Origin of the sequence: Mesorhizobium sp. B2-6-1 (assembly GCF_006440475.1) — a bacterium.
GTDB lineage: Bacteria > Pseudomonadota > Alphaproteobacteria > Rhizobiales > Rhizobiaceae > Mesorhizobium.
In genome coordinates this window covers 179,447-200,205 of the sequence record NZ_VFUH01000012.1, presented here as the reverse complement: position 1 = coordinate 200,205, position 20,759 = coordinate 179,447, and the positions used below count along the sequence as shown (strand labels likewise).

The following is a 20,759-nucleotide window of genomic DNA, read 5'->3' as shown; positions in this document are numbered from 1 at the left end:
CAGGGCAAAGGTTGGAATCAAATCTGCGCGCTTGAAATTTCCGGCTCTTCGTCGGGCACCTCGCCCGGTTCGAATTCGTTGAAGCAGCCAAGTTGGCGCTTGAACTGGTCGATCAGCCAGGCCGCCGCCGGCTTCGGGCTGCGGTCGGCGCGGTGCATGGCATAAAGCGGCGAACGCACCTCCCTGAAAGGCTCGAGGTCGAGTTCCACGAGACGGCCGGTAGCCAGATCGTCAGCGATCAGCCAACGCGGCAGCCCGCCCCAGCCCAGCCCCTCACGCATCAACATATGTTTGGTGCGCAGGTCCGTCAGTCGCCAGGTTCGGTAGGCGAAGACGCCAAAATCGCGCCCCTTGGTACGCTCGGACTGGTCGGTGACGACGAGTTGTGTGTGTTCGCGCGCGTCCTCGATCGCGACCGGTTTGGGCAGCAGCGCCAGCGGGTGGGTGGGCGCGGCCGCCAGCACTATCGACATGAAGCCTATGCCCACCAGGTGGACGTCGACATCGCCCAGCAGGCCGCCAATGCCGAGATCGGCCTGGCCACCGACAACATGGTCGGGGATCACGCCGAGTGTGCCGATGTGCAGGCGCAGCATCACGGTCGGAAATTGCGCCTCGAACGCCTTGAGCACCCGCACCAGCACTGGCGAAGGCAGCGCCGCATCCACCGACAGCGCGACTTCCGCCTCCAGCCCCCGATGGTGACCATCGACGCGCGAGCGTATGCGGTGCAGCACGCTGATCATCCGCCGCGCGTCTTCCAGCATCGCCCGACCGATCTCGGTCAGCTGCGGCTCTCGCGTGCCCTCGCGCTCGAACAGCTTCAGCCCGAGTTGCGCCTCGAGATTGGCGATGCCGTAGCTGATGACGGATTGCGCCCGGTTGAGCTTGCGGCCGGCGGCGGAAAAACTGCCGGTGTCGGCAACGGCCACGAGGATCTGAAGCTGGTCGAGTGTCGGATTAGGCTGCATCATTCTATCTAATTAATGGATGGATCATATAGAAAATATACCGGTTTATCTGATGGGTTGAAAGCCCATATGTAGCGGGACAATCCAATTCCACTGGAGAGACCCAACATGTCCATTCTTCTCGTCACGTCGAGCCCGCGCGGCGCTGCCTCGCACTCGACCCATATCGCCACCGAATTCGCTCAGAAGCTGCTCGCCGCCGACCCGTCGAACACGCTTGTCGTGCGCGACCTCGTCGCCAATCCGCTGCCGCATATCGATACCGACTATGCGACCGGCATATATACGCCCGCCGAAGCCCGCACGCCGCGTCAGGCCGAAGTGGTCGGAGTCTCGGATGCCGTGCTCGACGAACTGTTTGCCGCCGACACGGTGATCCTGGCGACAGGCTTCATCAACTTCAACATCTCCTCGACGCTGAAGTCCTGGGTCGACCATGTCGCCCGTTCCGGAAAAACCTTTGCTTACGGCGAAAACGGCCCCAAAGGCCTCGTCACCGGCAAGAAGGTCTATATCGTGCTGGCATCCGGCGGCATCTACTCGGAAGGCGCGGCCGTGCAGTTCGATCACGCCGTTCCCTATCTGCGCTCGGTGCTCGGCTTCATCGGCATGACCGACGTCGACGTCATCCGCATCGAAGGCGTCGCCAAGGGTCCTGATGCAGTAAGCGAAGCGCTCGCCAAGGCAACCGCCAAGGTCGACGCCGTGGTGGCTGCCAGCCGGGATGTCGCGGCAGCCGCGTAAAAGCTCTGATTGCCAACCAGATCGAAGGCAGGCGCCCGCGCCTGCCTTTTTTGGCCTATCCAATGATGTGCCGCAGCAGTCCCGCCGAAGCGACCCCGATCAGCACGGTCGGCAGCATCGAAAATCGCGTGGCGGCAATCAGCGTGACGGCCAGAGCCAGAAGATCGGCCGGGTTTTTCGAGACGAAGGCAGGCGCGATCACCGAGATCAGCACGCAGCCGGGCGCCGCCTCCATCACGGCCGTTGCCCGCGCGCTGAGCACCCGATTGCGCAGCACGACATAGCCGCCGACGCGGCTGAGGTACGTGACACCGGCCATCAGCACGATGGTGAGAAGCGTCTGCGCGTCGATCATGCCTCATCCCTCCACAACAGCCAGGCCGAGACCAGCCCCGCCAGCGCGCCCGCCGCTACATACCAGGCGCCGGGAACGAAAAGGTAGGTCAGCGCCGCGATGATCAGACTGACCAGCCACGGCCGCGCAGCGGCAACATCCTTCCACATGCCGCGCAGCAGTACCAGGAAGACGGCCGCGAACGCCATGTCGAAGCCGTAGGTCTCGGCTTCGCCCAGCACCGGCCCGAGCAAGGCGCCAATTGTGGTGAAGGCCACCCAGGTCAGGTACATCGCCACTGCCGCGCCCATATAGTAGCGCGGGCTGAAGGCTGGCGCGACGCCGTCGGCGGCGCGCCGTTTGGCGTCGGCCAGGCCGAGCGCCCAGCTTTCGTCGCACATGAAGAACAGCGCGGAAAACGCCTTGCGCCGCGGCAGGTCGCGCAGGAACGGCGCCAGTGCCGCCCCCATCAGGAGATGGCGGCTGTTGACCAGGAAGGTAATGGCGACGATGAGCAGGACATGCGGCGGCGACGTCCACAGCTGGATCGCCGCGAATTCCGAGCCGCCGGCGAAGTTCAGTCCCGTCAGCAGCGACAGTTCTGCGGTGCTGAGCCCCCTTTGTGTGGCCTGTGCACCAAGCACCAGCGCATAAGGGATGGTGCCGAACAGCACGGGCGCGCAGGAGGCCACGCCGCGCCGGAACTCGGAGTTCAGTCCGCCGCCCGCCGCCGATCTGGTCTCTGCAATGCTCATGATCTTCCTCCGGCCGCGCCGCGCGGCCGCCTCTGCCGGTTCCGTTGGATGCCGCTGATGTCAGGGCAACCATAGCCGCCAGGCCTCGCAATTTGGTTGCGAAGATTGTTGTCTTTTACCAGATTTTGGCATCTTATGCCATGAATTAACAGATAAACGGAATTTAGAGCCATGAAACTTGACGAGATCGACAGGCGCATCCTGCGGGCACTGCAGCGCGACGGGCGCATGGCCAACAATGAACTGGCCGCTGAAGTCGGCCTGTCGCCGTCGCCGTGCCTGCGTCGCGTCAAGCTCCTGGAGGAGGCCGGCGTCATCGACCGCTACGTCGCAGTGCTCAATCCGGCCCGCATCGGCAAGGGCCTGACCTTCTTCACCCGCATCTGGCTGAAAGCGCAGGACGAAGACACGATCGAGCATTTCGCCACCGAAGTGGCCAAGCTGCCGCAGGTGATGGAATGTTATCTGATGCTCGGCGACTGCGACGCCATGGTGCGCGTGGTGGCGGCCGGCATCGACGACTACCGCCGCTTCCAGTCGGAACATCTCAGCCGCATCAGGGGCGTGCAGAACGTCAAGACCGACGTTCCCAGCCAGACCATCAAATACACATCGGAACTGCCGATCTAGGCGCCGGGGAATGGCCCATCCCGGACTGGATAAAAAATGCAACCGGATTGTAGGATTGGTGCCGGCGCCGGCGTCCTTCGGACGCAAGCGGCAGGCCAAGTCAGGCCGTGCCGCACAACAAATGCCTTACGGCATGGGAGAAAACCATGAACCTTTCCTATCGTTGGGTCATTGTCGCGGCCGGCGCGCTGATGTCCTGTGTCGCCATCGGCACCATGTTTTCGCTGGCGATCTTCCTCGAGCCGATGGCGCTCGATACCGGTTGGTCACGCGCCGGCATATCGAGCGCGATGACGCTCAATTTCCTGGTCATGGGCCTTGGCGGCTTCGCCTGGGGCGCGCTGTCGGACCGCTTCGGCGCCCGCATCGTCGTCACGATCGGCGCGTTGCTTCTCGGCCTGGCCTTGGTGCTGGCCAGCCGCGCGGGCTCGCTTATCACCTTCCAGATCACCTTTGGCGTGCTCGTCGGGCTCGCGGCCAGCGCCTTCTTCGCACCGATGATCGCGCTTACAACAGGCTGGTTCGACACCAATCGCGGCCTTGCCGTGTCGCTGGTCTCGGCCGGCATGGGCGTCGCGCCGATGACGATCTCGCCCTTCGCCCGCTGGCTGATCTCGGCCTATGAATGGCGCACCGCCATGTTCGACATCGGCATCATGGCTTGGGTGCTGCTCCTGCCGGCGGTGCTTCTGGTGCGCCAGCCACCGAAGCCTGTCGTGACCGACACCGGCTCCTCGCCGGTTGCCGAGGGCGCCGGCCTGAGCGTCGGCCAAGCGCTGCGCTCGCCGCAATTCATCGTGCTGGGGCTGACCTTCTTCGCCTGCTGCGCGGCGCATTCGGGGCCGATTTTCCACATGGTCAGCTATGCCATGCTGTGCGGCGTGGCGCCCATGGCCGCCGTCTCGATCTACAGCGTCGAGGGCCTTGCCGGGCTTGGCGGGCGTCTGCTCTATGGCGTGCTCGCCGACAGGCTTGGCGTCAAGCCGGTGCTGATCGCCGGCTTGTTGATCCAGGCCGTGGTGATCGCCGCCTATCTCTCGGTCAGCCAGCTCGACCAGTTCTACATGCTGGCCGTCATCTTCGGCGCCACCTATGGCGGCGTCATGCCCCTCTACGCGGTGCTGGCGCGCGAATATTTCGGCCAGCGCATCCTGGGCACCGTGTTCGGCGCCGCGACCATGCTGTCCAGCCTCGGCATGGCGCTCGGCCCGCTGGCCGGCGGCATGGTGTTCGACGCCTACGCCAACTACCATTGGCTGTTCATCGGTTCGGCCCTCATCGGGCTGGGTGCGGCAGGCATCGCCATCGCCTTCCCGCCACTGCCGCGCAGAGCGTTGCAGCCGGCATAGCGGAGCAAACGAAAGGGCCGGCCCAGGATCTGGGCCGGCCCTCGGGTCTGTCGAATTCTTGAGCTGTTCGTCGGCGCCTACCCGAACATCCGCTCGCCCTGCTCGTCGACGAGCTGGATGCCCTTCTTGATCGAGATGTCGACGGCATCGTCCAACCCGGCGAAGCGGTCGGCGCGGATGAATCTGTGTTCCTTCAGGACGCCGTCGACATCCTTGGAGACGACGCCGCAGGTCTGGTACTGGCCATCGGCCTTGTAGGGCGTGGCGCTGATCGTGAAACCCTTGTGCTCGACCTGCTTGGCCGGTGCGGCGCTCTTTGGCTCGGCCGCTTCATCACCGCCACCGCCGAAAAGACGCTTCAGAAAAGACATCGGACTTCCTCCAACAGCATTCATCCCGCACCACATAATCTGGCGCGGGATGAATTTCACTATCGCTCCTTGCCTGAACGGGCAAGGGCCGTGCCGGTTGGACCGAAGCCGGCTATTTGCGCGACAGCGCTTCGAGCGCGGCGGCGGCGTCTTCGAGGATGCTCATCGCCGCGGCCTGCTTGTCCGCCGGCGCATCGACGATGTCGCTCAGCGCGGCGCGCAGCCGGTGGCGCAGCGCACGGAATTCGTCGCGCTTTTCCGAACGGCCGCCTCGGCCGCCGCGCCGGTCCTCGCTATCGTCATTCCAGCCGAACCAGTCGCGCGCCTTGGCCATCTTGCGGCCGAAGCGCTCGAGATGGTCTAGCACGCCCTCGATCATCTCACGGTTGTCGGCAAGATGCGCCTGCCCGGCCTCGGTGATGGAAAACACCTTCTTGTTGCCTTCGCTCGAGGACACGGCATAGCCTGCCTCTTCCAGGAAGGTCAGCGTCGGGTAGACCACGCCCGGGCTCGGGCTGTAGATGCCGCTGGTGCGCTCCTCCAAGGCCTTGATGATGTCATAACCATGGCGTGGCGCCTCGGCCAGCAGCGACAGCGTGATCAGCTTGAGGTCTCCGTCGGCCAGCATGCGCCCGGCGCGGAACATGTCGCCCGGGCCGCCGCGTCCGCCGCCCCTGCCATGGCCGAACGGGCCAAAGCCGCCGCCCCCGCCTCTGCCGCCAAATTTGCCGGCCATGTGCATGAAGACGCGCTCGGCGCGATCGCCAAAATGATTGTGTCCGTGCATTGATTGCTCCTTGAGTTATATCGTACGACATATCTTAGCTAGGCACACGCCAGCGTGGAGTCAAGATATATCTTACGATGTATCGGGCCGGAAGCGAACAGCATCTGTCGGACGCCGATCCGTCGGTCGCGCTCGAACATGCGTTCATCATGATTGGAGTAGCCGGCGCTACCAGCGGCCGTTGCGCCGGTTCCAGGCATAGAGCAGGTCGGCGAAGCGGTCGTAGCCGAAGCGAGCGAGCGGTAGCGTAAGGGCGTTGCCGAGCAGCTTTGCCAGCCAGCCCTCGCCCGGCGTCAGCGCCCACACGGCGATGGCGACATCGGCGCCGACCAGCAGCCTGCCCTGAGCATCGGTCGCGTGCAGCCGGCGGCGGATGTCTTCCAGCGAAGCGCCAAATCCGGCCAAGGCTGCCGGTTCATGATTGATGTCGCGAAATTCGATCCGCCCGGCCTTGACCGCCTCGATCAACCGCCGCTTCTGCCTGGCAATGCCGGCATCGCAGACCGGGCAGCGCGTGTTGTACCAGACGGTCAGCAATGGCCTGGTTCTGCTATCGATCACTTCAGGCCCATCGCCGTCTTCGACCCGACGCATTTGTTGTCGCGAAACAGCGCCCACTCTTCGCACAGCCGCCGATTTGGCAAGCGGCAAAATCCATATTCATTGCCAGCCTTGTCCTTCTTGATCATCAGGCGCCCGCCGATCTCTCCGCAATGGACCGATGCGGGATTGGACATGCCGACCGGTTTTTGCGGGGCAGTGTGGGCATCGATCGGCATCGACGACCACGCGGCAAGGCTGATAGCCAATATCGAAACTTTCTTCATCGCGATCTCCGCTGGCTGCACTCTATCACGATGGAGCGCACCGTCTTGCCGCAAGGCGCCGTCGAGCCGGCACCTGCTCATCGGCTCCGGAACGTCCCGATTTGCATCATCCAAGCGACGAGATGATCTCGCGGTAAGCAAGCTCCGGGAAAGCCTTCAGGGTCCGTGACTTGACGTTGCCGCCCGCGGCCAGCATCAGCGCGAAACGCGCCAGCACCGCATCGTCGGGCGCTTCGACCACCGCCACCATGTCGAATTCGCCCATGGTCAGGTAGAACGACTTGAACGATCCCCCCATCTCGCCCAGCTGCGTCTTGGCGGCATCGAGGCGCTTGGGGGATTCGCGCACGTTCTTCGCGCCCTGCTCGGTCCAGTTCATCAGCATGATGTAAGTCGTCATGGCACGCCTCCTCCGGGGCCACGGAGCACGGTGCTCAGGCCATGGCGATGTCGACACGGCCTCGACCGGGGCGGGCTTCCCGGGCTGTCGCCCAGAAAAATGCATCCGACACGAAATTATCCTCCCTAAGGGCGCGTGCCGCAATGGCGAGCGCCAAAGAAAAAGGGCGCCACGATGGGCGCCCTTGATCTCTTCACAATCGGTAGGCCTCAGCTATCCAGGAAGCTTCTAAGCTTGCGCGAGCGGCTCGGGTGCTTGAGCTTGCGCAACGCCTTGGCTTCGATCTGGCGGATACGCTCGCGGGTGACCGAGAACTGCTGGCCGACTTCCTCGAGCGTATGGTCGGTGTTCATGCCGATGCCGAAGCGCATGCGCAGCACACGCTCCTCGCGCGGCGTCAGCGAGGCGAGCACGCGCGTGGTGGTCTCGCGCAGATTGGCCTGGATCGCCGCGTCGATCGGCAGGATCGCCATCTTGTCCTCGATGAAGTCGCCCAGATGCGAATCCTCCTCGTCGCCGACCGGCGTTTCGAGCGAGATCGGCTCCTTGGCGATCTTCAGCACCTTGCGCACTTTTTCGAGCGGCATTGCGAGCTTCTCGGCCAGTTCCTCCGGCGTCGGCTCGCGGCCGATCTCGTGCAGCATCTGGCGCGAGGTGCGCACGATCTTGTTGATCGTCTCGATCATGTGCACCGGAATGCGGATGGTGCGCGCCTGGTCGGCGATCGAACGCGTGATCGCCTGCCTGATCCACCATGTCGCGTAGGTCGAGAACTTGTAGCCGCGGCGATACTCGAATTTGTCGACGGCCTTCATAAGGCCGATATTGCCTTCCTGGATCAGGTCGAGGAACTGCAGGCCGCGATTGGTGTATTTCTTGGCGATGGAGATGACGAGGCGCAGATTGGCCTCGACCATTTCCTTCTTGGCGATAGCCGCTTCGCGCTCGCCCTTCTGCACCTGGTTGACGATCTTGCGGAATTCCAGGATCGAGATGGCCGTTTCCGTGGCCAGATTCTGGATCTCGGCGCGCAGGTCCCTGATCGCGTCCTTCTCGTTCTTGGTGAACTCCTTCCAGCCGCGCGAGGTCAGATTGGCAATTGAGCGCGTCCAGTTCGGGTCGAGCTCGGAGCCCTGATATTCCTTCAGGAACTCCTCGCGGCGCACGCCATAGCTTTCGGCGAGACGCAGAAGCTTGCCCTCGTTCTGCACCAGGCGCTTGTTGATGTCGTAGAGCTGCTCGACCAGCGCCTCGATGCGCGCCGTGTTGAGCGACAGCGACTTCACCGCCTTGATGAGCTGATCCTTCAGCTCCTTCAAGCGGCGGTCCTGGCTGGGCGACAGCGTGCCGGCCGCGGCCAGCCGGTTCTCGACCTGCTGATCCTGCAGCTTGCGCAGCTTCTTGTAGGTGTCGGCGATGACGTCGAGCGTTTCCATGACCTGCGGGCGCAGCTCGGCTTCCATTGCCGCCAGCGACAGGCTGGCCTCGTCCTCGTCCTCCTCGTCGTCATCTCCGATGCCGCGCGTGTCGGCGCCGACATTGGTGATGTCGTCTTCATCGTCGCGTCCGCGGCGCGGCTTTTCCTCGACCTTGGGCGCTTCCTCGACGCGCTCCACCACCGGCGCCTGCTTGGCCTCGGGGCCGGCATAGGTGGCTTCGAGGTCGATGATCTCACGCAGCAGGATCTTGGATTCGTTGAGCTCGTCGCGCCAGATGATGATGGCCTGGAAGGTCAGCGGGCTTTCGCACAGGCCCGCGATCATCGTCTCGCGGCCGGCCTCGATGCGCTTGGCGATGGCGATTTCGCCCTCGCGCGACAACAACTCGACCGAACCCATTTCGCGCAGGTACATGCGCACCGGATCGTCGGTGCGGTCGGTCGGCTCTTTCTTCGTGGTTGTGGCGGCGACGGCGGTGCCGGTCTGCTCGGCCAGCTCGTTGGCGTCTTCCTCGGCATCCGCCGCGGTGTCGCCGGCCTCGGCCTCTTCGCCCTGCTCGTCGTCCTCGACGACGTTGATGCCCATGTCGGACAGCATCGCCATCGTGTCCTCGATCTGCTCGGAGGTCACTTCCTCGGAGGGCAGCACCGAATTCAGCTCGTCCATGGTGACATAGCCGCGCTTCTTGGCGGCCTTGATCATCTTCTTGACAGCATCATCGGAAAGGTCGAGCAGAGGGCCATCGGTGGCGCCTTCGCGTTCGGTCTCGACCTCTTCCTTTTCCTTTGTCGCCATAGTCTTTATCTTCTCCTAGCGGCCCGACATCGAGGCCGCGCAAGCTGTCGGACCGGTCAAATCGGCTGGGCTCGCTTTTGCAACGCGCTTCACCGGGCCAATAACTGCATCATCTCTTTGTTGGTGCCCTGTCGTCGCCCAGAACCGGTTCCATTTTTGGGCGACATGCATTAAGTCCAGATTAACCCTGATATCTGTGGCAGGCTGGCTGCCTGTCCAGTGACCAAGACCTCACATCGCTGCTTTTCCCGTCGACGCGGGTGCGGGTTAACGTTTCGAATCGTCCTGATTCCGCCATTCTGCCGGAAGGTCAAGCGCCTCTCGCATGATTCGCATGAAAAAAGCGAATCAATTACCCGACTTAGCGCGGTCCGGCTCTAGAAGATCCATGACAACGCCGTCATTCCTGCACTTGCTGGCATGAGCCCGTCCCAACCCTCGGGCCGAAATGAGCTCCGCCTTTCTTCTGCTGGAGTATGATCGTTCCCGAAAACCGGGTCCCGCTTTTCGGAACCATGCTTCAGGCCCGACCAGCCCTGCCCGACGAAACACCGAAACCTTCGATCAGCGCTTCCGTCGCTTGTACATCCCGAAATTGCGCTTGAATTTCGATCAGATGGCGGAAATTCTCGTCCGAAGGATCCGCATCCATCGCCGCTTCCGCCTGTTTCAGCTCCTTATGTAAGGTGCGCGCGCTACGCTGCAAGTGCAGCGCCTGGTTCAGAGCGTCGCGGGCATCCTCGAGCGCTGCCGTCTCCAGCGCCGGCCACTGCCGCGCCCGCCTGATCAGGCCGACGGCACGCTCCCAGATCTCGGCGCAGCCGGCGCGTTCGATCGTCGCCACCACGGCGTGGCGGTCATTGGCCATGTCATGTGCCATCGCGTCGAGGATGGCGCCGTGCAGCCGCTTCAGCTCGGAATTGGCGAGATCGAGGAACTCGACATGGGCGAAATTCTCGTCGATCAGCGCCGGGTGGTTGACCAGTGCGACGATGATCGTCGCCTCGCGCACCGACATGCCTTCGCTGCCGCGCTTGACCAGTGCCGACTGGCCGAGGCTTTCCGTGATGGCGATGCGACCACCGCCGGCTTTGGCGAATTGTCCGCCGGGAGCGGGCGCCTTGCCCTGCCCCGGTTTCCAGTCCGGACGACCTTGCCGCGTTCCGCGCTGAGAACCGAAGAAGCTAAGCACGCGCTCGCGCATCTCCTGCTGGTAGTGATATCGCAGGCTTTCATCACGGATGCGGCTGGTCAGTTCGCGCAGCCGCTTCTCCAGTTCGGCCCGCCGCTCCGGCGTGTCGAAGACGCCGCCCGCCGTCTCGCGCATCCATAACAGATCGGCAAGAGGACGCGCTTCCGCCAGCACGGCGCGGAAGGCATCCGGCCCCTCCGCCTTGACCAGGTCGTCGGGATCCTTGCCCTCGGGCAGCAGCGCGAAACGCGCGGTGCGCCCGGCCTGGACTACGGGCAGCACCATGTCGGCGGCCCGCCATGCCGCCTTCAGCCCGGCCTTGTCGCCGTCGAAGCACAGCACCGGCTCGGCGGCCATACGCCACAACAGTTCGAGTTGGTTTTCGGTAAGCGCCGTGCCGAGTGGCGCCACGACATTCTCGAAGCCGGCCTGCGCCAATGCGATGACATCCATATAGCCTTCGACGGCGATGACCGTGCCGCCCTTGGCCAGCGCTTTTCGCGCGCGGGCGAAATTGTAGAGCACGTTGCCCTTGTGGAAGAGCTCGGTATCGGGCGAGTTCATGTATTTGGCGAGCGCATCCGGCGCCAGCGCTCGCCCGCCGAAAGCGATGATCTTGCCGCGCGAATCCGGAATCGGGAACATGATGCGGTCGCGGAACCAGTCATAGGAAACCGGAATGTCGTCGCCATGGCGCACCAGCCCACAGGCCTCGATATCGGCCTTCGGCACGCCCTTTGCGGCCAGATGCTCCTTCAGCGCATTGCGGCTGTCGGGCGCATAGCCCAGCCGGAACGCATGCTGCGTCGCAGGCGTCAGTCCGCGGTCGCGCAGATACGCACGGGCTTTGGCGCCCTCCGCGCCCTGTAGCCGCTCCTGGAAAAAGGCAGTCGCCATTTCCATGACGTCGGTAAGGCTGGCGCGTTCCTTCTCGCGCCGCTCCTCCTGCACGTCGCGAACCGGCATCGGCACGCCGGCCATGTCTGCAATCTTCTCGACCGCCTCGGGAAAGCTCAGTCCGTCAAGTTCGGTCAGGAACTTGAAGTGATCGCCCGAGACCGAGCAGCCGAAACAATGGTAGCGGCCCTTCTTGTCCTCGCAATGGAAGGATGGGCTCTTCTCGCCATGAAACGGGCAGCAGGCCCAATAATCGCCGCGTGACGCATTGGTCTTCTTGCGATCCCAGGCGACGCGCTGGCCGATGACCTGCGAAATCGGCACGCGGTCGCGTATCTCGTCGAGGAAGGCGGGCGGAAAGCGCATCGGGGAACTCGTTTATCCCCCATATAATCATGCCCGCGAAGTCCGGCGACCCCTAATGCTGACGATGCCCGGTTTCCACAGGGCAAAAGGAAAGGCGGCCGTTGCGGGCCGCCCTTCCTCCAGTCTGGCACTATCGGGACTTTACTGCGCGGCGATGGCGCCAAAGATGATGCCGGAGAGGGCGCCGACCAGCACATAGTCATTGCCGACGCGGATCCATTCCTGGCCACGGCCCGGGCGATGCAGGCCGTAGCGACCATAGTCGCGGACCGGCTGATGCTGCCGCCAGCCGGAATATTTCTGGCCATTGCGCCAGTTGTTCCGCTTCACGACGACCTTCTTTTGAATGATACGCTTCTGGATAACGCGCTTCTGGATGACGCGCTTCCTGACATCCCGGTTGGTGGGCTTCTGCCAATCGACATTGGTATAGTTCGACCGCGGCGCGACCGGCGCATTGAGCGGTGCGGCCTGGCCCGTCAGGGACGTGGCGGCCAACATCGAGAAAGCAAGACCGGAAAGAACAATGCGCTTCATGAAGGAATCTCCTTGGTTGTCAATGCCGCAGAAATAGCCGTCGAAGAATGAACCGAAACTGAACATGAGCATTACAATTCCGTAATAAATCCGAAGCTTTAGGCCGATTGGTTGAACATCCTCGCAAATTCCGGGCGAAGGGCGGGGGGCAACATCGGCCGATCCGCTGCGTCAGGGCGGCGGGGCTCATGCAACCATTTCGGCATCCGTCCATTCTCCGACACGGCCCGTCGCGCGCGGAGAGCCCTTGAAATCGACAAATTTTTATTATCCGGCTAAAATATTCGAGCTATTATCGGCCAACGTCATGATCATGATTCGCACCCCTCGTCCTTCCCCCGGCCGCCGCGCTGCCCGTGTCTCCGGCTTTGTCCGTATCGGTGCGCCGCAATGAGCGGCTCCGTGGTTCTTCTGCATCTGGCCGGGGCCGTGGCGCTGATGTTGTTTGCCACGCGCATGGTGAAGACCGGCGTCGAGCGCGCCTATGGCGACGTGCTGCGCCACAAGCTGCGCGCCACCATGCGCAATCCTGTCATGGCGGTGCTGGCCGGCACCGGCCTCGCTATAGCGCTGCAGAGCTCCACCGCCGTCACGCTGCTGGTCGGCTCCTTCGCCGGCTCCGGCATCGTCTCGGGCGCGGCCGGGCAACTGGCCGTACGCGGCGCCGAGATCGGTTCGGCTCTGGTGGTCAAGCTGCTCACCTTCGATCTCACGCTGCTGGTGCCGCTCTGCCTGATCACCGGCACGGTCATGTTCATGGCCACCGAGCGGCGCGACTGGCGCCAGACCGGTCGCATCCTGGTCGGCATCGGCCTTTTGATCCTGTCGCTGGAAATGATCGGTCAGGCATCCGAGCCGCTGCGCAACAGCCAGTTAATGCCGGTCATCATCAATTACTTCTCCGGCGATTCCATCACCGCCTATCTACTGGCGGCGCTGATCACCTGGCTGTTCCAGTCGAGCATCGCCGCGGTCCTGTTGATGGCGACGCTGGCGGGCCGCGGCCTGATCACGCCCGAACTCGGCGTCGTCCTCATCCTGGGCGTCAATCTCGGTTCGTCGATCATCGCGCCCATGCTGACCCGCTCCTCCGGCCCCGAAGTGCGCGTCGTGCCGATCGGCAACCTCTTGATGCGCGGGCTTGGCTCGCTGGTCATGCTGATCCTGGTCATGATCTTCAGGCCGCATTTCGCGTTCCTTGGCGCGACGGCAGCGGACCAGATCGTCAATGCCCACATCCTGTTCAATGTGCTGATCCTGCTCGCCGGCCTACCGCTGGCGGGTCTCGTCTACCGCGCCTCGGAGAAGATCGTGGCGCTCGGCACCAAGGCGCCAGCCGCCACGCTTGACGTGGTCGAACTCTCGGCGCTCAACGAAAGCGCACTCGACGTGCCGAGCCAGGCGCTGGCCAATGCCACCCGCGAGGTGGTGCGGGTCTGCGAGACGGTCGAGATCATGCTCAAGCGCATCATCGAGCTCTACGAGAGCGCCGATGCCGACAAGATCAAGGCGCTGGCCGCCCTTGACGACCGCGTCGACCGCAAGCACGCGGCGATCAAGCTCTATCTCGCCAAGGTCACCAAGAACCCGCTCACCGAGGACGAGGCGTTGCGCTGCCAGGAACTGATCGGCGCCTGCGTCAAGCTGGAGCAGGTCGGCGACATCATCGTGCGCAACATGCTGGTGCACGTGAAGAAGAAGTTCGACCGTGGGCTGGAATTCACCGACGAGGGTTGGAGCGAGCTGTGCGCCTTCCACGCCTCGGTGCTCGCCAATGCGCGGCTTGCCTTCAACGTGCTGGTGTCGCGCGATGCCGAGACTGCGCGTCAATTGGTGCTGGAGAAGGAACGGCTGCGCGAGGCCGAAAAAGAGACCAGCGCCAGCCATTTCCTGCGGCTACGCGAAGGCACTGCCAAAAGCGTCGAGACCAGTTCCATCCACCTCGACACCATCCGCGATCTCAAACAGATCAACTCGCTGCTGGCATCGATGGCCTATCCCGTGCTGGAAGAACGCGGCCTCCTCGGCGGATCCAGGTTGAAGGCGAGCTGATCAACGACATCTCTCCCTTCTTTGAGACACCTCATCCCACCTCGCTTTGCGACGCCACCTCCCAACAAACAAGGGCAGAAGGAAGAGCGCCGCACTCCGCCGAAAAAATTGTATTGCGGCAGAATTGCATGGCGTCGGTCCTTCGGCGGCAAAATTGCCATTGCCGCGTTTCCATCGCTCGGGCTAGGCATATCAGCCAAAGCTTTCGGAGGAGATCGATGGACACCCATTCGCGCAGTTTCGCCAAGGCGCTTTCGTGGCGCGTGACCGGCACCATCGATACGATGATCATCTCGCTGGTGGTGACCGGAAGCGTCAAGCTGGCGGCCGCCATCGGCGTGACAGAAGTCTTCACCAAGTCGCTGCTCTATTATTTTCATGAGCGGGCATGGCTGAAGGTTCCTTATGGACGCAAGACCCCGTTCTGAACCCGGGGTCAAGATTTTGAACCCGGAGATCAAGAAAAGCTAAAGCGGCGACAAAAATTTCTGGATTGCCGGCAGCGCGCATCCGTGGTTTGAGGCCTGCATTCGAGGATTTAATTCCCGCCATGTCGCTTCCGCTCATCGCCCTGTTCATCGCTGCCTTCGCTTTCGGCACCACCGAATTCGTCATCGCCGGCGTGCTGCCGCAGGTGGCGCAAGGGCTTGGCGTTTCGGTTCCGACATCGGGCTATCTCGTCTCCGGCTATGCCTGCGGCATTGCCATCGGCGGTCCGCTTCTGGCACTTGCCACCAAGTCCTTGCCGCGCAAAACCTTGCTGCTCGGCCTCGCGGTCGCCTTCACCATCGGTCAGGCGGCCTGCGCGCTGGCGCCCGACTTCACCTCGATGCTGCTTCTGCGCATTGCCGTCGCAGTCGCGCATGGCGCTTATTTCGGCGTCGCCATGGTGGTGGCGGTCGGGCTGGTGCGCGAGGACCAGCGCGGCATGGCGGTGGCCGTCATCCTGTCGGGCCTCACCGTCTCCAACGTGATCGGCGTGCCGGCGGGCACTGCCATCGGCAACATCTGGGGCTGGCGCGCGACCTTCTGGGTTATGTGCGCATTGGGCGTGGCGGCCACGCTTGCCATGGCAGCCCTTTTGCCGCGCACCACAGGTTATCAGGCCAAACCCGCCGGCCTCGCCCGCGAGGTCCGCGTGCTTGCCCGCCAGCAGGTCTGGACCTCGCTGATCCTGATGCTGATGCTGATGATCGGCCAGTTCGGCCTGTTCACCTACATCACCCCGACATTGATCGAGATCACCGGCCTCGACGAGAACCTGGTGCCCTGGGTGCTCTTGCTCAACGGCGTCGGCGCCACGCTTGGCGTCTTCCTCGGCGGCAGGCTAGCCGACTGGAAGCTGATGCCCTCGCTGATCACCATGCTGGCCCTGCAGGCGGTGACGCTTGCGGTGATCTATGCCGTCAGCCCCTATCCCGTGCCGATGATCGTGGCGATCGTCATCTGGGGCGGCCTCAACTTCGCCATCGGTACGCCGATTCAGACCCGCATCCTGTCCTGGACTGCGGATGCCTCGAACCTGGCCTCCTCGCTGATCCCATCCGGCTTCAATGTCGGTATAGCGCTCGCGGCATCGCTCGGTGCTGCCATGCTCAATGGCGGTTACGGTTATCGCAGCCTGCCGCTGCTTGGCGCTGTGGCGATGCTCGTCGCCGTCGCGGTGGCGCTCGCCTCGCACATCTGGGAGTGGCGCAGCAACGCCACGCCACCGCTGACGGCAGCGGCTGAGTAGATTATCCGCGTCAGGACATCCACCACCGATCATGCCTGATCCGGGCGTCCACCGGCGCAAGCACGACGCGATGAACAGTCATGTCTCGCCCGGCGGCTGCGCAGCTCCAACGCATTACAGATCGATGCGGAACCGCAGGCTCTCCGCTCCGCCATAGGCGGCATCTTCGAGGAAACGTTCGACCAGTCTGCCGCCGTTGGCCAGGATCACTTTGTGCGAGGCCGGATTGCCAGGTTTTGCGGTGATGTCGACATGAGCCAGGCCGACCGCCCTCGCCTCATCCAGCATAAGCCGCAGCGCTTCCGTCGCGTAGCCGCGTCGCTGTTTCCACGGCACCACGGCGTAGCCGATATGGCCAAGCACGTGCGGCGGCAGCGCCGACGTGCCCTTCTGCCAGCGCAGGCCGATCGAGCCTGACGTCTCGCCGTCCCACATCCAGCGCCTGAAGCCCGGCAGGCGCGGGACCTGTCTGCCGTCAGGCAAGGTGATCGGCGGCCCCTTGGCCTCGGGATCATCGAGGCTGGCCAGGAACGCCGCCGGATCCTCCTCGATTGCGGCAAGCTGCTCGCGAGCTGCCTCCATGAGCCGTACATTGTCGGGCGACCAGCCGCGCTCGAGCGCAGCCTTGTAGGACGCCAGATGCTTGAGCCCGGGCTTGACGATTTCGATCATGATCCATGCTCCCTCGCAGGCCAAGCAGGCATAGCGATGGCCACTGGAACGCTCAAGCGGGCTGGAAGCGGATCGCGCCCTTGTTGAGGAAACACGCTTTGCTGAACAGCGACAGATCCAGCGGGTTCGGTAGCCGAACGTCGCTGATATCGGGAAACGGCTTCGTTGACGGATCGTAGGAGCGGTCGATCTGCGAGATGAAGACCAGGATCACGCCCCTGTCACGCGCAAAAGCCTTCAATGTCCGGACCTGGTCCATCAGCTCCGGATTGTCCCGCTTCTGGTCGAGCAGTTGCAGATAGTCGATGACCGCGAGCGTCCCACGCGCCACCGATCCCAACACCTCGACGATGTAGTCGGCGCTGATGGCTTCGGAAGTGTCGGACGCGAACAATCGGTCGAACTGGGCGGGGTCCGCCCCGATGGCGCGAAACCGGTCCAGCACATCGCGATGCGTGTATTCCAACGAGAAGAACACGCTGCGATGGCCACGCTTCATGGCTTCGACCGCGAGTTCGAGGCTCATCAGCGTCTTGCCGTGGCCTGGTCGCGCACCGACCAGAACCAGGTCGCCGGGCATCAGCCGCGAGAACAGCCTGCCGGCGGCCGTCGTCTCGGCTGCCTTGGCCGCAAGCAGACTCCAACTCGCAAAACCTTCGCGGGCTGCAACACGGTCAAGCGCCTGATGGAGCGGAATCTTCTCCTTGCGGGACAACAGCCTGGCTTGACGCTTCAGATGGTAAATGGGCGCAATCATCGCAAACCTCCTGGTGCGAGCAGTCTTCGCAACCCTCCTTATGCTTGGTGCTCGAACAGTCGGTTCGATGATCGGATTGCCCCGCATGAATGATGCTTTCCCGACGGAGGGAGGAGGCGTGGGCGCGCCGGAATCAGACAATACCCCAATGCTGACGGGTCGAAAACGCGCATACGTGCCGGGAATGCTGAACAAGATGTGTTTCGCCGGCCGGCATAAGCCGATTTATGATCGTGCCGGGGGTGATTCACCGCCAAAACACAAACGCTTCGACAGGAGAACGGGTCTGGTGCGGTTGAGATCTATCCCGCTGGGTGTCGTCGCCAGCCTCTTCCTCGTTGTCGTCGCTTTGACGGCACGGTCCTCTGCCGCGCCCTCGGCCATTCCGGCCTGGCTGCAGGCCCATGTCGGCGAAGGTGATGGCCAGATCTCAGCTGTGGTCCTGGAGCGGGCCCGATCGCTTTACCTGAAGAAAGTCGGCGCAGGAGCCGTTAACAATCCCTGCTACTTCGCCATGGATGCGACGCGCCCTAGCGATCTGGGCAACAACAAACTGGGTCACCGTTATTACATCATCTGCGAGGCCAGCCAGGCGTTTCGCGCGGTTTCGGCGGGCCACGGCAGCGGCCGGAATCTGAAGGGCGTCGCCGATTTCGCCAATGGCAAGCGCTGCGCGAAGAACTTCGGCAATGCGCTGGATTCGTCACTGACCTCCGGCGGCGCCTATATGACCGGCGAGGCGAAAACCTCGTTCAAAGGCTATTATCGCACTGCCGCGAAGCAGGACGTGGCTTTCATGCGTACCTTCGTGCAGTTCGATGGCGAGGGCGAGGCCGCGAACGCCAGGCAGCGCGTGATCGGCGGGCATCCGGCGGAAGTGTTGAAGGGAATGTGTCTTCGCAAAGACCGGGCCAGTTCGCATGCCGACCATGACGGCTACGTGCCGTTCGGCAAGCTGGTGGATTATGCCGGCGGCCGCAGCAATGGCTGCACCAGTTGGTCGGCGGCGGATGCGCAGCAGATCATCCCGATGGTAAAGGACAATCCGACGACGCTCTACATCTACCCTGAATCGCGCGACATCGCCGCCGTTGCGCAAATCGTGGCGGCGGGCCGTTCGCTGTCGGACGCTGGCCCCTATTGGAACGCATCCTGCCTGAAGGAAATCGGCACGCCGAAATTCTGGCCGCGAAAGACGCTCGAGCCGATCATTGCCCAATACAGGAAGGACCACCCGGCACCGCCGCCGCAGCCGGTGCCGATCTGCAAGGAGCCGTGAGGTCCGTCCCGGCTCCGGGGATGCGGGGTCTACGGGATCGCATCCCTCAGCGCAGAAAATCGAACACCGCCTGCATGAAACCGGATGGATATTCGACATTCGACAGGTGAACCGCCGGCAGGACGACCAGTTTCGCGCCGGGCACCGCCGCGGCGATCAGTTCGCTGTGGCTGGCCGCCGTCACCGTGTCGTGCTCGCCGGCGATCACCAGCGTCGGCCGCGAGATCAGCGCCACGGTGCGGCGAAGGTCGGCGTCGCGCACCGCCGCAAAGAGGCCCGCCAGGCCTTGCCGGTCGATGGCGAGCAGCATGGCGCGAAATTCCTCGATGACGGGCTCGTTGGCCGCCACCATTTTTGCCGGGAACCAATTGTTGAGGAACGTTTCGGCGGTTTCGGCCATGTCGGGCGCCTGCCGGACGGCGGCAATGCGCTCGTCGAAATAGCTTGCCGGTCCGAGATGCGACGAGGTGTTGCTCAGGATCAGCCGGTCGATCCGCTCCGGCGCGTGGATGCCGAGCCATTGCCCGACGAAGCCGCCCAGCGACAGGCCGAGGAAATGCACGCGGCCAAGGCCGAGCGCGTCGAGCAGTTCGATCACGTCGCCGCCGAGCCGATCGAGCGAATAGGCGCCGGCCGGCACGCTCGATCCGCCATGGCCGCGAAAATCATAGCGCAGAAGATGGAAATGCCTGGACAACTCGCCGACCTGTCCATCCCACATATGCAGTGTGGTGCCGATGGAGTTCGACAGCATCAGCACCGGGTTTGCCGCATCGCCGTCGAAGCGGTAGGCGATGCGCGTGCCATCGCCAACAGTTACGAAATTCGCCTCATTCATGATGAAAGATCCTTCTGGAAGGGTTGAATGAGACAGAGCGTAGCCATGTCGTTGTTTTGTTGATATTACAAAGTCAGGACAATCTCTGTAATCAAAGCTGACATGGCTGACTTCACCTTGCACGACCTGCAGTGCTTCGACGCCGTGATCCGCACCGGCGGCTTTCAGCCGGCGGCGGCCCTGTTGCATCGTTCACACCCGGCTGTATTCGCCGCTGTCGCCAAGCTGGAACGGCAGCTCGACCTCGTTCTCCTGGACCGCAGCGGCTATCGCGTGCGCCCGACCGAGGCCGGGCTGTCGTTCCACCGCCGGGCGCAATCGCTGCTGCGCGAACTGGAAGGCCTGCGCGTGCATGCCGCCCAGCTCTCGATGGGCGAAGAAAGCGAAATTCATGTGGTGATCGGCGACCTATGCCCACGACCGCAGGTGCTGGGCCTGCTCGGGCGGTTCTTCGCGCAATGTCCCGGCACGCGTCTGCACCTGCACTTCGAGGCCGTCGGCGGCCCTTGGGAACGCCTTTTCGACGACGAGGCCGATCTGGTCCTGCACTGGATCGACAAGGGCGATGCGCGGGTGGAATGGATCGATTTGTGCAAGGTGCCGTTCATTCCCGTGGTGGCACCGGGCTTTCTGCCGGAGCGCATCGAGCCGCCGATCACACCCGACCAGATGCAGGCGCTCACCCAATGCGTGATGCGCGACACTGCCCGCCATTCACCGCAACAAGACTACTTCATGGTCGAAGGCGCGCCGCAATGCCTGGTCGCCGACCAGGGCATGAAGAAGGAGATCATCCTGCAGGGCCTCGGCTGGGGCCACCTGCCACGCTTCCTGATCGAGGAGGAGCTGCGTGATGGACGCCTGCGGTCCATCGCCGGCCCTCATATGCCGGGCCGCACCGACGAACTGGTGGTTGCGCGTCGCCGCGACCGTCCCCACGGGCCGGTCGCCAACCGTTTGTGGGATCATATCCAGCAGGAGGCGCCAGCATTGCGCCACGCGTTGGAGCCCCAGAAGGTTGTTTTATAGGCA

The 20,759-nt window shown here is 63.3% G+C and carries 23 protein-coding genes; 9 read left to right on the top strand and 14 right to left on the bottom strand.

Features of this window, described 5'->3' with window-relative positions; genetic code table 11:
- Positions 1-17 precede the first annotated feature (17 nt).
- Positions 18-971, bottom strand: a complete 954-nt coding sequence (locus FJ443_RS23545; protein WP_140560664.1) for a LysR family transcriptional regulator — start codon at positions 969-971, stop codon at positions 18-20.
- Positions 972-1,079: 108 nt separating this feature from the next.
- On the opposite strand from FJ443_RS23545, the gene FJ443_RS23540 reads away from it, so the two are divergent.
- A complete protein-coding gene (locus FJ443_RS23540) occupies positions 1,080-1,715 on the top strand; it encodes an FMN-dependent NADH-azoreductase (RefSeq protein ID WP_140560663.1) in 636 nt (211 codons plus the stop codon).
- 55 nt (positions 1,716-1,770) lie between these two features.
- Here the strand turns inward: FJ443_RS23540 and FJ443_RS23535 are convergent, their stop codons facing one another.
- The gene (locus FJ443_RS23535; protein WP_140495903.1) at positions 1,771-2,070 is read right to left on the bottom strand and encodes an AzlD family protein; all 300 of its coding nucleotides are present in this window, start codon (positions 2,068-2,070) and stop codon (positions 1,771-1,773) included.
- The gene (locus tag FJ443_RS23530; RefSeq protein WP_140555975.1) at positions 2,067-2,804 is read right to left on the bottom strand and encodes an AzlC family ABC transporter permease; all 738 of its coding nucleotides are present in this window, start codon (positions 2,802-2,804) and stop codon (positions 2,067-2,069) included. The genes FJ443_RS23535 and FJ443_RS23530 overlap by 4 nt, the downstream gene beginning before the upstream one ends.
- Positions 2,805-2,975: 171 nt before the next feature.
- On the opposite strand from FJ443_RS23530, the gene FJ443_RS23525 reads away from it, so the two are divergent.
- Positions 2,976-3,434 (top strand): Lrp/AsnC family transcriptional regulator, encoded by a 459-nt coding sequence (locus tag FJ443_RS23525; protein ID WP_140524836.1) that lies wholly within the window; start codon positions 2,976-2,978, stop codon positions 3,432-3,434.
- A 146-nt stretch (positions 3,435-3,580) separates the two neighbouring features.
- Positions 3,581-4,783, top strand: coding sequence for an MFS transporter (locus FJ443_RS23520; protein WP_140560661.1), 1,203 nt, complete (start codon positions 3,581-3,583; stop codon positions 4,781-4,783).
- Between the two features lie 77 nt (positions 4,784-4,860).
- On the opposite strand, the gene FJ443_RS23515 is transcribed toward FJ443_RS23520, so the two are convergent.
- From FJ443_RS23515 to FJ443_RS23480, 8 genes are all read right to left on the bottom strand, one after another.
- A complete protein-coding gene (locus tag FJ443_RS23515) occupies positions 4,861-5,154 on the bottom strand; it encodes an HlyU family transcriptional regulator (RefSeq protein WP_140495907.1) in 294 nt (97 codons plus the stop codon).
- A gap of 112 nt (positions 5,155-5,266) precedes the next feature.
- A complete protein-coding gene (locus FJ443_RS23510; RefSeq protein WP_140495908.1) occupies positions 5,267-5,941 on the bottom strand; it encodes a PadR family transcriptional regulator in 675 nt (224 codons plus the stop codon).
- 168 nt (positions 5,942-6,109) lie between these two features.
- Positions 6,110-6,478 (bottom strand): DCC1-like thiol-disulfide oxidoreductase family protein, encoded by a 369-nt coding sequence (locus FJ443_RS23505; RefSeq protein ID WP_140524950.1) that lies wholly within the window; start codon positions 6,476-6,478, stop codon positions 6,110-6,112.
- Between the two features lie 20 nt (positions 6,479-6,498).
- Positions 6,499-6,768, bottom strand: a complete 270-nt coding sequence (locus FJ443_RS23500; RefSeq protein WP_140666149.1) for a DUF333 domain-containing protein — start codon at positions 6,766-6,768, stop codon at positions 6,499-6,501.
- A 106-nt stretch (positions 6,769-6,874) separates the two neighbouring features.
- Positions 6,875-7,168: a GYD domain-containing protein gene (locus FJ443_RS23495; protein WP_140495910.1), complete on the bottom strand. Its 294-nt coding sequence runs from the start codon at positions 7,166-7,168 to the stop codon at positions 6,875-6,877.
- A 209-nt stretch (positions 7,169-7,377) separates the two neighbouring features.
- Positions 7,378-9,402 carry an RNA polymerase sigma factor RpoD gene (rpoD, locus tag FJ443_RS23490; RefSeq protein ID WP_140495911.1) on the bottom strand — a complete coding sequence of 675 codons (2,025 nt, stop codon included), beginning with the start codon at positions 9,400-9,402 and terminating at the stop codon, positions 7,378-7,380.
- 520 nt (positions 9,403-9,922) lie between these two features.
- Positions 9,923-11,857, bottom strand: a complete 1,935-nt coding sequence (gene dnaG, locus FJ443_RS23485; protein ID WP_140582011.1) for a DNA primase — start codon at positions 11,855-11,857, stop codon at positions 9,923-9,925.
- A gap of 141 nt (positions 11,858-11,998) precedes the next feature.
- Positions 11,999-12,394: an RcnB family protein gene (locus tag FJ443_RS23480; protein WP_140666147.1), complete on the bottom strand. Its 396-nt coding sequence runs from the start codon at positions 12,392-12,394 to the stop codon at positions 11,999-12,001.
- Between the two features lie 247 nt (positions 12,395-12,641).
- Here FJ443_RS23480 and FJ443_RS31265 point away from each other — a divergent pair, with 247 nt between their 5' ends.
- From FJ443_RS31265 to FJ443_RS23465, 4 genes are all read left to right on the top strand, one after another.
- On the top strand, positions 12,642-12,788 hold the full coding sequence (locus FJ443_RS31265) for a hypothetical protein (protein WP_181175131.1): 147 nt from the start codon (positions 12,642-12,644) through the stop codon (positions 12,786-12,788).
- Positions 12,785-14,446, top strand: a complete 1,662-nt coding sequence (locus FJ443_RS23475; protein ID WP_140666145.1) for a Na/Pi cotransporter family protein — start codon at positions 12,785-12,787, stop codon at positions 14,444-14,446. The genes FJ443_RS31265 and FJ443_RS23475 overlap by 4 nt, the downstream gene beginning before the upstream one ends.
- 218 nt (positions 14,447-14,664) lie before the next feature.
- Positions 14,665-14,874 (top strand): DUF2061 domain-containing protein, encoded by a 210-nt coding sequence (locus FJ443_RS23470; RefSeq protein WP_140495915.1) that lies wholly within the window; start codon positions 14,665-14,667, stop codon positions 14,872-14,874.
- Positions 14,875-14,996: 122 nt separating this feature from the next.
- Positions 14,997-16,181: an MFS transporter gene (locus tag FJ443_RS23465; RefSeq protein ID WP_140666143.1), complete on the top strand. Its 1,185-nt coding sequence runs from the start codon at positions 14,997-14,999 to the stop codon at positions 16,179-16,181.
- Positions 16,182-16,295: 114 nt separating this feature from the next.
- On the opposite strand, the gene FJ443_RS23460 is transcribed toward FJ443_RS23465, so the two are convergent.
- Together FJ443_RS23460 and FJ443_RS23455 are read right to left on the bottom strand one after the other, a co-directional pair.
- On the bottom strand, positions 16,296-16,853 hold the full coding sequence (locus tag FJ443_RS23460) for a GNAT family N-acetyltransferase (protein ID WP_140582017.1): 558 nt from the start codon (positions 16,851-16,853) through the stop codon (positions 16,296-16,298).
- Positions 16,854-16,905: 52 nt separating this feature from the next.
- On the bottom strand, positions 16,906-17,610 hold the full coding sequence (locus FJ443_RS23455; protein ID WP_140624060.1) for a DNA helicase: 705 nt from the start codon (positions 17,608-17,610) through the stop codon (positions 16,906-16,908).
- Positions 17,611-17,899: 289 nt separating this feature from the next.
- Between FJ443_RS23455 and FJ443_RS23450 the strand changes: the two genes are divergently transcribed.
- The gene (locus FJ443_RS23450; protein ID WP_140666161.1) at positions 17,900-18,889 is read left to right on the top strand and encodes a hypothetical protein; all 990 of its coding nucleotides are present in this window, start codon (positions 17,900-17,902) and stop codon (positions 18,887-18,889) included.
- A gap of 46 nt (positions 18,890-18,935) precedes the next feature.
- Here the strand turns inward: FJ443_RS23450 and pcaD are convergent, their stop codons facing one another.
- On the bottom strand, positions 18,936-19,727 hold the full coding sequence (gene pcaD, locus FJ443_RS23445) for a 3-oxoadipate enol-lactonase (RefSeq protein ID WP_140666141.1): 792 nt from the start codon (positions 19,725-19,727) through the stop codon (positions 18,936-18,938).
- Between the two features lie 102 nt (positions 19,728-19,829).
- On the opposite strand from pcaD, the gene FJ443_RS23440 reads away from it, so the two are divergent.
- Positions 19,830-20,756, top strand: coding sequence for a LysR family transcriptional regulator (locus FJ443_RS23440; protein WP_140555986.1), 927 nt, complete (start codon positions 19,830-19,832; stop codon positions 20,754-20,756).
- Positions 20,757-20,759: the final 3 nt, after the last annotated feature.